At 64.9% G+C, this 12,407-nt stretch carries 9 protein-coding genes; 3 read left to right on the top strand and 6 right to left on the bottom strand.

Annotated features, from left to right (window positions below; genetic code table 11):
* Positions 1-54: 54 nt before the first annotated feature.
* The gene (locus ACCQ03_RS14525; RefSeq protein ID WP_057678364.1) at positions 55-258 is read left to right on the top strand and encodes a hypothetical protein; all 204 of its coding nucleotides are present in this window, start codon (positions 55-57) and stop codon (positions 256-258) included.
* A 320-nt stretch (positions 259-578) separates the two neighbouring features.
* Here ACCQ03_RS14525 and ACCQ03_RS14520 read toward each other — a convergent pair whose 3' ends face one another.
* The gene (locus ACCQ03_RS14520) at positions 579-1,493 is read right to left on the bottom strand and encodes a LysR family transcriptional regulator (protein WP_209225976.1); all 915 of its coding nucleotides are present in this window, start codon (positions 1,491-1,493) and stop codon (positions 579-581) included.
* Between the two features lie 100 nt (positions 1,494-1,593).
* Here ACCQ03_RS14520 and ACCQ03_RS14515 point away from each other — a divergent pair, with 100 nt between their 5' ends.
* Both ACCQ03_RS14515 and ACCQ03_RS14510 read left to right on the top strand, forming a co-directional pair.
* Positions 1,594-2,811, top strand: coding sequence for an MFS transporter (locus ACCQ03_RS14515; RefSeq protein ID WP_057678362.1), 1,218 nt, complete (start codon positions 1,594-1,596; stop codon positions 2,809-2,811).
* 156 nt (positions 2,812-2,967) lie between these two features.
* Positions 2,968-3,999, top strand: coding sequence for an aldo/keto reductase (locus ACCQ03_RS14510; protein WP_209225979.1), 1,032 nt, complete (start codon positions 2,968-2,970; stop codon positions 3,997-3,999).
* Positions 4,000-4,079: 80 nt separating this feature from the next.
* Here the strand turns inward: ACCQ03_RS14510 and ACCQ03_RS14505 are convergent, their stop codons facing one another.
* From ACCQ03_RS14505 to ACCQ03_RS14485, 5 genes are all read right to left on the bottom strand, one after another.
* On the bottom strand, positions 4,080-4,676 hold the full coding sequence (locus ACCQ03_RS14505) for a hypothetical protein (protein ID WP_057678361.1): 597 nt from the start codon (positions 4,674-4,676) through the stop codon (positions 4,080-4,082).
* 1 nt (position 4,677) lies between these two features.
* On the bottom strand, positions 4,678-6,498 hold the full coding sequence (locus ACCQ03_RS14500) for a S8 family serine peptidase (RefSeq protein WP_209225981.1): 1,821 nt from the start codon (positions 6,496-6,498) through the stop codon (positions 4,678-4,680).
* Positions 6,499-6,606: 108 nt separating this feature from the next.
* Positions 6,607-7,215: a hypothetical protein gene (locus ACCQ03_RS14495; RefSeq protein ID WP_209225984.1), complete on the bottom strand. Its 609-nt coding sequence runs from the start codon at positions 7,213-7,215 to the stop codon at positions 6,607-6,609.
* A 1-nt stretch (position 7,216) separates the two neighbouring features.
* Complete coding sequence (locus ACCQ03_RS14490) at positions 7,217-8,995, bottom strand: S8 family peptidase (protein ID WP_209226032.1); 1,779 nt, start codon at positions 8,993-8,995, stop codon at positions 7,217-7,219.
* 855 nt (positions 8,996-9,850) lie between these two features.
* Entirely contained in the window at positions 9,851-12,232 is a 2,382-nt protein-coding gene (locus tag ACCQ03_RS14485; RefSeq protein ID WP_209225987.1) for a TonB-dependent receptor, read from the bottom strand.
* Between the last annotated feature and the right edge of the window lie 175 nt (positions 12,233-12,407).

Raw genomic sequence — 12,407 nt, 5'->3', positions numbered from 1 at the left:
GGCGATCACGGGCCGGCCGTATCATGGCGAGGTCTCTTGCATCCACCTGCTGCCATGCCCGCAAAACGTTCCAGCTTTCCAACGCCGACCAGCCCTGCCGAGTGGAAGCGGCTCCAAGCCGCTGCCGCCGCCGAATTGGCGCGGCGTACCGCACAGGCGCATCTGCAGATCCTGGGGCTGTTGCGAACGCACGGACATCTGTTGAGCGATGCGCAGCGGCGTCGCCTGCACAAGCGCCTGCTGCGCGGCGGGCGTTGATCTGCCGGAGCGATTGCCGCAGCGGTTGCGCACGCCGCCGGCCTAGGCGTGCGGTCGTGCACGGTCATGCTGACCGCAGGGGCGGTAGCTTGCCAGTCCCGTCATGCGGCCGATCGCCGCGCGTTCGGGCAGCCAGTCACTCATGCGGTCGGCGCGCGTGGGACGCAGCGTAGAGCTCACCGATGCTGTCGTTTCCGACGGTGACTGGCATGCCGCAGACGGCGCCATCCGCCGGCTCGCGGTCGCGGCGCTCGCGTGTCGCTACGGCGCCATCCGCACGGCAAGCGCCGATGCCGGCCGGCCCCATGCGCGCGGCGGCGCTATGTCGACAGCTCCCAAGGCGGCTGCTCGCCCAGCCGCTCCAGCAGGAACTCCACCAACGCACGCACGCGCGGCGGTTGCAGCTGGCGCGCCGGCATCACTGCGCTGATCTGCGAGGTGGGCGGGGGGTAGTCGCGCATCACTTCGACCAGGCGGCCGCTGCGCAATTCGTCGGCGATGTGCCAATACGAATGAACCGCGATGCCCTGGCCGGCGACCACGGCGTCGCGTATCAGCTCGCCGAAGTTGCTTTCGAAGCGGCTCTGCATGCGCACGCGCACCGGTCCACCGTCTGGCGTTTGCAGTGTCCACACGTCCTGGCGGCCGTCACGGCCCATCAGCAACACGCCGGCGTGCTGTGCAAGTTCGTCCGGCGTGCGTGGCGTGCCGTGACGCTGCAGGTAGGCGGGCGAGGCCGCCAGGGTTCGGCGGTTGTCGGCAATCCGCCGGGCCACCAGCCCGGAGTCCTCCAGTGGTCCGATCCGGATCGCCAGATCGAAACCCTGTTTGACCAGGTCCACCAGGTCGTCGCTCAGGTGGGCGCTGATGCGCAGGCGCGGATGGCGGGCCTGGAATTCGGGCAGCAGCGGCGACTTGTATTGCCGCCCGAATGAGGCGGACAGGGTCATGCGCAGCACGCCACCCACATCGTGCGCGCTTTCGCGCAGGTCCTCGGCCAGTGCGTCCAGGTCTTCCACCAGCACGCGGCCGCGTTCGGCCAGCCGCTGGCCTTCGGCAGTGGGATGCAGGCGGCGCGTGGTCCGGTGCAGCAGGCGCACGCCCAGCTCGCGTTCCAGGCGCTTGAGACGCTGGCTGGCGACCGCCACCGACAGATCCAGGCTGCGCGCGCCTGCGGTGATCGAGCCCAGGTCGAGCACGCGCAGGAACAGGGCAATGTCGCCAAGACGGTCCATGCAATTGTCAACGATTGATTGAAAGTGAATCAGGATAGCAGGGGTTTTTGCAAGTAAACGCAGCGCGCAGGCTGTGCGGAGTCTCCCTTGGCCCATGCCCATGTCCAACATTACCTTTGCGCGTTCGCCGCGCTTTCCGCCGGCGTTGCTGGCCCTGACCATCGGTGCCTTCGGCATTGGCACGACCGAGTTCGTGATCATGGGGCTGCTGCAGCAGGTGGCCGCAGATCTGGGCGTTTCGCTCAGCGCGGCGGGCCTGTTGATCAGCGGTTATGCGCTGGGCGTGTTCGTCGGTGCGCCGGTGCTGACCCTGGCCAGCGCACGCCTGCCGCGCAAGGCGGTGCTGGTCGGGCTGATGCTGATCTTCACCGTCGGCAACGTGGCCTGCGCGCTGGCGCCGGACTACACCAGCCTGATGGTTGCGCGGGTGCTGACATCGCTGGCCCACGGCACGTTTTTCGGCGTCGGCGCGGTGGTGGCGACATCGCTGGTGCCGGCCGAACGCCGCGCGTCGGCCATCTCGCTGATGTTTGCCGGGCTGACCGTGGCCACCTTGCTCGGGGTGCCGGCCGGTGCCTGGCTGGGCCTGCAACTGGGCTGGCGCGCGACCTTCTGGGCGGTGGCGGCGATCGGTGTGCTGGCCACTGCCTCGGTCGCGGTGTGGGTGCCGGCCGCGGCGGGTGCTGCCACGCCGGCGTCGTGGCGGCAGGAAGTGGCGGTGTTGCAGCGGGGGCAGGTGCTGCTGGCGCTGGCGATCACGGTGGTGGGCTATGCCGGCGTGTTCGCAGTGTTCACCTACATCCAGCCGCTGCTGCTGCAGGTCACCGGCTTTGCGCAAGCGGCAGTGTCGCCTGTGCTGCTGGTGTTCGGTGTCGGCATGATCGTCGGCAATCTGTTGGGCGGGCGGTTGGCGGACCGTCGCCCCACTGCGGCGTTGCTGGGCAGTCTGGCGGCATTGGTGGTGGTGCTGGGCGCACTGGGGTTTGCCCTGCACAGCAAGGCCGCGATGGTGGCTGTTGTGGGGCTGCTGGGCGTGGCCGCCTTCGCTACCGTGGCGCCGCTGCAGTTGCGGGTGCTGGAACATGCGCGCGGCGCCGGCCAGAACCTGGCGTCCAGCCTCAACATCGCCGCCTTCAACCTGGGCAATGCGCTGGGCGCGTGGCTGGGTGGTGTGGTGATCGCCACGCAGGCCGGCCTGGTCGCAACGCCCTGGGTGGCCGCGCTGTTGAGTGCCATCGGGCTGGGCCTGGCGCGATGGAGCGTGCAGTTGCAACGCCGCCGCGCGACTGCGCCACTGGCCTGTACGCAGATGGGTTGAGCTGGTTGCCCGCTGGTCATTGGCCACGTTGGCGCACTGCGCGCCAGGCGGCGTTCGAGGCGCATAAACACTGGTTTGGCGCCCAACACTCCACAAGCGCAAACGGCCAGCGGTCACCCAGCGCATCTCTCATTCAACGTGAACAAGGAATTCTCAATGGAAACCCGTCTACTCGGCCGTTCAGGTTTCAAGGTGCCCGTGCTTGGCCTGGGTGCCGGCACGTTCGGCGGCAAGGGGCCGCTGTTTTCTGCATGGGGCGACACCGATGTGGCGCAGGCGCGGCGCATGGTCGAGGTGTGTTTGGAAGCAGGGCTCAACCTGTTCGATACCGCCGATGTGTATTCCGATGGCGCGTCCGAAGACATCCTTGGCCAGGCGCTGCAAGGCCGCCGCGATCAGGTGATTGTTTCGACCAAGACCGGCCTGCGCCTGGGCGATGGCCCCAACGATGCCGGCGCGTCGCGCTTCCGTTTGCTGCGTGCGGTGGAGGCATCGTTGCGACGTTTGCGCACCGACTACATCGATCTGCTGCAGCTGCATGCGTTCGATGCCATGACGCCGATGGAAGAGACCCTGTCCACGCTGGATGGCCTGGTGCGCGCGGGCAAGGTGCGCTATCTGGGCGCGTCCAATTATTCCGGGTGGCAGTTGATGAAGTCGCAGGCGGTCGCCGATGCGCACGGCTGGAGCCGCTTCGTCGCCAACCAGACGTATTACTCGCTGGCCGGGCGCGACTACGAGTGGGAGCTGATGCCGCTGGGTATCGACCAAGGCATCGGGGCGGTGGTGTGGAGCCCGCTCGGTTGGGGGCGGCTGACCGGCAAGCTGCGGCGTGGCCAGCCATTGCCGCAACACAGCCGTCTGCATGCCACCGCCGCGGCCGGCCCGGCGATCGACGATGCGCGCTTGTTCGACATCGTCGATGCGCTCGATGCCGTTGCCGCAGAGACCGGCCGCAGCGTGCCGCAGATCGCCATCAACTGGCTGCTGCAGCGGCCGACCGTAAGCACGGTGCTGATCGGCGCACGCAACGAAGCGCAACTGCGCGAAAACCTCGGTGCGGTGGGTTGGTCGTTGACTCACGACCAGCGTGCCCGCCTGGATCAGGCCAGCGCAGTGGAGCCGCCGTACCTGTACTACCCCTATTGGCGCGGGCAGTTCGCAGAGCGCAGCCCGCTGCCGCTGTAGGGCGGGCTGCGCCAAACGCGCCACGCGGCAAGCCAATGCAGGGTGGCGCGCATGATTGCCGCAGTGCTAGTGAAGTTGCATCACAATGGCCGTGCCGCCGGAACGATCACTTCCGGCTTGATCGCTCCCACGCCGTTGCTGCCTTGCAGCTGGCGGCAATTGTCCAATGCCGTCATCGCCGAGGTGTAGCCGATCATCGCGCTGCCGTCGGTAGCGGAGGCATAGATCAGTCTGCCGCCCGTACGCGCAGCCAGTGCGCGGGCGATGGCTGGCGTGGTATCGAACAATTTGATCGAAGCACCGAGCAATGCCGGCTGGCCGCTACGCGTTTCCAGCGCGGCAACGACGCTCGCCGATGCTGCGCTGCGCGTGGTGCGCGCAACCGCGTCCGCGGCGCCGCTGGTGTCGAGGTAGATCGCGTAGCGATCGACGCGGGCAACCGGTGCCTTCGTGCTGGTTTGCGTGCTTCTTGGCGATTGCGTGGACGCAGTGCCGCGCGTGGCCTCGGCCAGCTGTACCACCGCTGCTGGCATCAGCCGGAAACTGGCGCGGTCCACCACAACGGTTTGTCCGGTTGCGGCAGCACGCAGGCGGGCGCGATCGAACACCTGTGCCGAGGCAGGTGCAGACATGCTGGCGGCAACGACGCACAACAGTGCGATCAGAGAAGTTTTCATGTCAGTGGCCCACCACGCGCATTTCGAATTCCTGCAGTTGTTCCTTGCCGTTGTCGGCGAGCATGTCGTCCACCTCCAATGTCCAGCGACCGGCTGACGCTTCGTCCAGGAACGCATTGCTGGAGGTCAGGAAGACCACGAAGCCATCGCCCGGATCGAGCGTGGAAAACGGCGTCATCACGGTGCTGCGGGTGCCGCTGGGCGAGACCAGCACGGCGCGCAACTGACGAGGATTCTTGTGCGTCCCTGCGAAGTACAGCTGGACGCCTTCCACCTTGAAGGACTGCTTGATGTCGATCGCCAATCGCGCTGGCGAGCTGATACCGCCGATGGTGCTGCTTTTTCCGTCATAGACGGTCCACTCGGTGTCTTGCATTGCAGGCAGCGGAGTGAAATGCACCGCACGCTCCACCGCCGCGGCTGCATCCACCAAGCCGAAGCCATACCAATTGCTGAAATGGTGGCCGGCCGCGTTGGTGATCCAGGCGGGCTCGATCACGGCGTCCTTGTAGAACGCCTTGGCTTGATGAGGATCGACCTGTACCGCCGTCGTTGCCAGGATGTATTTGACATCGCGCAGTGTCAGCTGCGGGTTGGCGCTCAGCATCAGCGCCGCGACGCCTGCAACTGTCGGCGCGGAGGCAGAGGTGCCATTCATGCGTGCGCTGTAGTTGCACGAGGCATCGATTTTCGAGTGGCTGGTATCCAGCGCGTTCTGCGGCGCGCGCGTGCGGTCGCGATTATTGCCTGCCGCGCAACCGCTCAGATCGGTGGTGACGATCGCCGGTGAGAAGAATGGCTGCGGACCCTGCGCAGCGAGCAGTGTATAGAGCGGGCTGAACGTCTCAGGGTGCGGATCGAAGCGACGCTGGAAGCCAAATTCGCCGGACAGCCCGGACACCCACAATGTCGATCCGGGCGATGAGTAGCTCGCGCGTACGCCGTTGGCATTGACTGCACCGACCACAATCATGGTGGTCAGGCTGTTGAGGTTGTCGATATTGGCGCTGCTGCAGGCGACACCGAGCTGCCGGGTCTGGTCGCTGCAGCGATCGATCAGCGTGCCCTGTGCATCCACATCGAGCAGCGTATTGAAATCGTTGCCAGCTGCCTTGACGTAGATGCCGCCCTTGCCGCCACGCTGGGCACGCATCATTTTTTCCAGGGAGCGCTGCTCGTCGAGATCGCTGAATGGATAGACCGCTGTCGAGATGCCGAAGCTGTTGTTGAACACGTCCATCGCACGGGCTTCCGGGCCATCGCCCCAGGAGTAGCGGATGTCGACGTATTGCTTGCTGCCGTCATTCTCGGAAATTGCGTTGAAGCCAGCCACATTCGCCTCCGGCGCGACGCCACGTCCACCCAGGCCATTCCATCCACGTGCGGCGATGATGCCGGCGACCGCGGTGCCGTGGTCATTGTCGATTTCATCCGCAGGCGGCGTCGGATCGTTGGAACCATTCAAGAAGTTGTGCGAGCCGCCGGCAACGATGTTGTCGACCAGATCCTCGTGCGCAATCTCAAGCCCGCCATCGATGACCGCCATCTTGACTCCAGCGCCACGGATGCCGAGCGTATGCAGGATGTCCACATCCAGATCGACTCCTGGCCGTGGACGTTGGTCGCCGAACACCGGCTGGCCTTGATTGAGCAGATGCCATTGGTAGCGGAACAACGGGTCGCTGGTTTGGTTTGTGTTCTGCGTTGTCCTGGTCGGCGCATCGACCCCGTTTGCTGCAGCAGCGGCTGTCAGCGAGAAGGGGCCCAGCGCCAGCAGGCAGGCGCAAGACAGCGGCAATCGCCGCGGGAGATAGGTTGTCATGGCATGGTATCGGTCATGGTGGTGTACGCAGATGCAGGTGTCGGCCAGACCGGCCGGCCTGCTGCCCGCCGTGGAACGGCCGCAGGGGTCAGCCTGCGGCCGGTGTATTTACATCGGTTGCATGACCGCCTGCATGACCACCAGCGCCGCATGCGCGACAACGCTGCTGCGCTGCAGGCCGGGTAGTGCACGCTGGGCGCTTTCCACCGATGCATAGGTGATCACTGCGCTGCCGTCTACCGTCGAGGTGTACGCAATGGTCCCGCCGGTGCTGGCCGCCAGCGATGTCGCCGTGGCCGGCGTCGTGCCGGTGAGTTTCACCTGCGGGTTGACCAGCACGACACGACCGTTGCGCTCATTGACCGCAGCGGCGATGGGGCGTTCGGTGTTGGTGGCGAGACTGCGCGCAGCACCTGCAGGCGCATCCAGTACCACCGCATACGGCCCGATACGCGCGGCGACCTTGTCGTTGGGGGCCACTGCACCTGTACTGCCGGCTTTGGCTGCCGATCGCTGCGCTGATGCTGCGTTCCGTGGCGGCATGTGCTCGCTCACCACTGTGCCCGGCAGCATGCGGAACGTGTCCGCTCCGGAGGTGAAACGCACGCCGGTCGCTGCCGCACGCAGGGCATTGGCGTCCATGTATTGCACTGCCTGGGCAGCACCGGTTGCGGCCATGGACAGCGTCAACACGCAAGCAAGAATGATCGGTTTCATATCAGTGCCCCACGATGCGAAGTTTGAAAGCGTTGAGTGCGACAGTGCTCCTGGGGTCGCTCATGTCGGTGACTTCCAGAGTCCAGATGCCGCGCGATTTTTCGTCCAGGAACGCATTGCTGGAGGTCAGGTCGATGTAGAACCCCGTCTGCGCATAAGCAGCCGGATCCAGGACGGAAAACGGCGTGGCGACCACGCTGCGCGTCCCGCTCGGCGACACCAGCACCACACGCAGGTTGGACGGCGTCTTGTGCGCCGACTGCAGCGACAGCTGCACCGCTTCCACCTTCATGGCCTGCTGCACCCGGATGCGCAGCTTGCCCGGTCGCGCCGGGCCACCGATCTGGCTGGCCACGTCGGTGGAGCTGACCCACTGGGTGTCGCGCATGGGCGGCAGCGGCGTGAAATAGCGCGCCTTGTAGACCGCGGCCGCGGCATCGGCCAGGCCGAAACCGTACCAGTTGCTGAAACGGTGCCCGGCTGCGTTGGTGATCCAACCCGGATCGATCACGCTGCCCTGGTAGACCACCCGCGGCTGGTACGGATCGATCTGGCGCGCGGTGGTCGCAAGAATATATTTGACGTCGCGTGCGCTCAGGCTCGTATTGGCACTGAGGATCAACGCAGCCACGCCAGACACGGTGGGCGCTGCAGCCGAGGTGCCATTCATGATCGCGTTGTAGTTGCACGACGCATCGATCTTCGAGTTGCTGCCATCCAATGCGTTGTAGACCACGTCGGGAGCTTCGACGTTCTCGCCCGCTGCGCAGCCGCTGAGATCGGTGGTGACGATCGCCGGGTCGTAGGCATAAGGCGCCGAATCCGGGGCAAAGGTCGACGCTGCGTTGGGATAGAACTTGCGTTGAAAGCCGAACTCGCCACCAAGGCCGGAGACCCACAACGCAGAGCCTGTGGACGAATACGAGGCATGGGTGCCCTTTGCATTCAGACTGGCCACGACGATGGTCCCGGGCAGATTTGCCAACGGGTCGATGTTGGCCAGCGAGCAGCCGACTTTCAATTCACGCGATTGTGCGCTGCAGATATTGACGCGGTTTCCGTTCTCGTCGGGCGCAAGGAACCGCTGGAAGCTATTGCCTGCAGATTTGACATAAATGCCGCCAAGGCCTCCACGTGTCGACCCCATCAATGCTTGCCAGGTGCGCTGGTCTTCCAGAGGAAAATCCAAATAGAACGGGGCAGTCGCCCCCCAGCTGTTGTTGAAGACATCGATATTGCGCGCCTCCGGACCATCGCCCCATGCATACCGGATGCTGGCATCAGTATTCGAAGAATCGCGTGCAAGAAAGTCGAATCCTGCCAGTTGCACTTCTGGCGCCACGCCGCGTCCGCCGCGGCCATTCCAACCCACCGCACCGATGATGCCGGCGACGGACGTGCCGTGACCGTTGCGCGGGTCGATCGGCGTGGTGTCGTGCGAGCCGTCGCCGAAATTGTGCGACCCGTTCGGCAGGATGTTGTCTGCCAGATCTTCATGGCCCAATTCGAGCCCATTGTCTATTACGCCGACCCGCACGCCGCGTCCGCGAATGCCCAGGGCATGCAGGATGTCGACATCCATGTCCACGCCGGCGACCGGACGGCTGTCGCCGATCACGGCCTGCCCCTGATTGGAGAGATGCCACTGGTACCGCAGCAACGGGTCGTTGCCATTGGCCTTGGCCGTGGCGCTGGTAGTGGCCGGGGTGGTGGCAGCCGCTGCCTGCGCGGCAGCAAGTACCGACAGTGGTGTGCTGCCGGCGAGGAGGGCAACGATCAACAGCGTGAGAGGTCGCCTGCGAAAAGAGTTCATTCCGTCTGATTCCAGTCAAAGGGTGGGCGCCGTCGAAGTGACACAGTCCTCCGTCAGGCCAACCGCGCGATCGGCCCTTGCAACTGCTCCACTCCACGAAAGCTCGCGCCTGTGAAGCCGGTGTTGGTGGAGCCGGAAGGAGGAATGCGAGTGAAGGAACCGGCAGATGCCAGCCGGGTCCGGAAAGCCCCTCAGCCAACGTAACCTGCAAGCGGAGTTGCACCGCAGGCAGTCAGATGCCACGTGTCGATGCCCGGGGTGCGACATCGATGCAAAGAAGCAGCGACAAGCGCCATGTGCGTTTATCCCAGTTGAGTCACAAAAGCGCATTTGCGCCGATGCAAAGCTGCTGTCAGGTCCTGCGTCGGCTCCCCTGTGCGTGTCGACGCAGCCGATGTTGTCGATGCGTCTGCACCAACAACGCCTGGATTACAAAGGGGGACAGCATTGCCTGCAAGGCATGCACACGGCGAGATCTTCGTGACACATCGCGCAATTTACGACGGGCGTGTCGGGTGATGCGTTGCATGCGAAGTTCTGCCGACGAAATTTGCAGAAAAACTTGGCGGGGGCGGTCATTTCGATCGAAATAAGCGATCACGATGCGTCGTTGTGCTTCGCATGCGAGCTGTTCGCCTCCGCCCCGTCATCACCGGGTTGCAGCGGCCGTCGCGCGTGGGAAAACGCATGGGTGCCGCAACGCCTGGCAACGCCGGTTTTGGTCCGGGCATGCCAGCGTCGCGAGACTGCGCATCGAGGCATGCGCTAGCGAGGTCCCGCGCAGCAGTCTCCGCTGCTGCGCGGCTCAGGTGTGGCGGCGGACTACCAGCGGTACGCCACCGAGAGTTGGTACTGCCGCCCGGCGATGGGGCGGCCCATGAAGACACCACCGGTGGCTGCGCCAGGCACGCGCACGTTGCCTTCGGTCAGGCCCAGCGTGTCGGTGAAGTTGCTGCCGCTGGCCGTCACTTCCCAATGTTCGCCCACATGCAGGTGGGCGCCGATGTCCAGCATGTCGTACGCGGGCAGGCGCTGGCTGTTGGCCAGGTCTGCAAAGCGCTCGCCGATGTACGAATAGGTGGCAAACACCTTGAGGTCGCCGAACGGCAGCATCCAGTAATAGCTGGGCGTGATGCGGAACTGGCGCTTGGGTTGGCGCATCACCCGGTTGCCGGTGAACTCGCGATAGTTGCGATATTTCGCATCCAGCCATACCCCGGTGCCAGCCAGCTCGAACCCGCCGAACGGCCGGATCGCACCCTCCACTTCCAGGCCACGTGCGCGCGAATCGCCCACAGCGGTGAAGTTCTCGCCATTGGCCAGGAATGCCTGGAACGGCGAGTTCTTGAAGGTGTTGTAGAACGCGGTGAGATACAGGTCGTAGACGCTTGTGCCGGACTTCAAACCCAGCTCGTATTGATCCACATCCTGCACGCGGTTCTGCCCATCGCGCAGGTTGTCGAAGCCGGGAAACTTCACCCCGGAGTTGACCCGCGCAAACAGGCTGTTGTTCTGGTCCAGCGTGAAGTTCAGGCCAGCTGTCCACGAGAACGCTTCATCGTCCTGATCGATGCGCCGGGTGGTCGCCAATGCCAGCGAGGTGGCGTTGTCGTACAACGTGGCCGGGTTGCCATCCAGATCCACGGTCGTGGTGTCGTGCACATCGCCGGTGACGCTCTGGCGCTCGTAGCGTGCGCCCAGGTCCAGGCGCAGGCGTTCGCTCAGCTCCCATTCGTCGGCCACGAAGGCGGCGATGTTTTCGCCGTCGTACTTGGCGCGCAGGTTCAAGAACGCGGTACTGGTGAACCCCTGGCGCGTGGCCTGGCGGCCATCGTCCAACGTTACATCGATGCGGCGTGCGTTGTTTTGCGCGGTGAGCAGCATGGTGTTGCCCAGGTACCAGGTATCGGCAGACGAATACTTGGTGTAGTACGCGCCCACGGTGAGCGTATTGCCGGCAAACAGCTCGCGGCTCAGACGCAGGTCGTTGGTAAAGGAATTCAGGCGCTTGTCCACCGACCACCAACCGGCTTCGAGCACCTGCTGGTTCGGATCCACCGTACCCCCGCCATTGGTGTAGCTGGCGCTGCCGCCGCTGCCGTAACCGGCAATGAAATCGCCCAGGCGCTGTGGCGCATCGCCGGTAAAGAGCGCGTAGGTCGGCGCGCTGCCGCTGATCACGTTGAAGCGGTCGGCAACGGTCCAGCCGCCGCTTTCCCAGTTCCATTCGCCGCCGAACACGTCGATGTTGACGCCGCGCCCGTCGGCCAGATCGCGCCGCAACGTCTGGCCATCGGGCCCGACCAACAGCTCCACATTGCGGAAGTCGCGGCCGAGCAGGGTGCCGGTCTGCGCGTTCAAGCCGGGGAAACTGGAAAGATCGTTGCCGTTGTTGCGCGAGAGCAACGGAATCGCGGTGTAGAACGCGTTGTTATCGTCGGTGTGGCGTGCGTAGAACGACAGCTCGCCGCTGTCCCAGCGCTTGCTCAACGTGGCGCTGAACTGGCCGCCCTTGTCGGCGGAGAACTGCGGGTCGCGCACGCCGTCGGTTTCGCGAAAAAAGCCGCCCACGCTGTAGTACCAACCATTGCCCATCGGCCCGCTGTTGAACACATCGATGCGGCGCAAGGCGTTGTTGCCGCCGGTCAGGCGCACGCTGCCTTCGGGTTCGTCCTGGCCTTTTTTCTGGATGAAATTGACGGTCAGGCCGGGCTGGCCGTTGGAGAAGATCGGACTGGAGCCGCCGCGCAGCACTTCCATGCGTTCGACAGTGTCATCGACACGGAACAGCGTGGAATTCTCCAGGAACGACAAGGTCGGCGGTGGAAACAGCGGTGAGCCATCCAGTTGCATGGTCACGAACGGCGCATCGCCTTCCGATGGCATGCCGCGCACGAAGATGTTGGCACCGGTGCCGCCACCGCTGGGCTCTGCCCACACGCCGGGCACGATCTTGAGCAGGTCGGCGGTGCTTTGCGGCACCGCCTGCTGAATCTGTTCCGGGCTGGCCGTGGTGATCGAAAAGCTGGCATCGCGCTTGGCCAGGCCCTTGAAGCGCGCGGTGCCGCTGACGATGACCGCATCCAGCGTCGTGGCCTCTTGATTGGCTGCTGCGGGCGTGGCGGTTTGCGTGCGGCCATCGGGTGCCAACAGCGCGGCAGCGACGGCGAGCGAGAGGGTGTAGCGGGGCGATGAAAAACGCATGCGCAAGGCTCCTTGTGTAGGTGCGAGAACGCTGCCGAGCCATGCGGCGGTGTGCAGGCATCGGCAGCCAGTGCACGCGCGCGCCCGCGCTATCGCGTCGCGTGCGCCCCCTGTCAGCGCAGTGCTAATGAAGTTTAACCCCAGATGCGCCGCAGCCTGTTGTGCGACGCAGCAG

This window comes from Xanthomonas sp. NCPPB 3569, from assembly GCF_041475645.2.
Classification (GTDB): domain Bacteria; phylum Pseudomonadota; class Gammaproteobacteria; order Xanthomonadales; family Xanthomonadaceae; genus Xanthomonas; species Xanthomonas phaseoli.
Note: the sequence above shows the minus strand (reverse complement) of the source record. Positions and strands in the feature narration are given on the sequence as shown.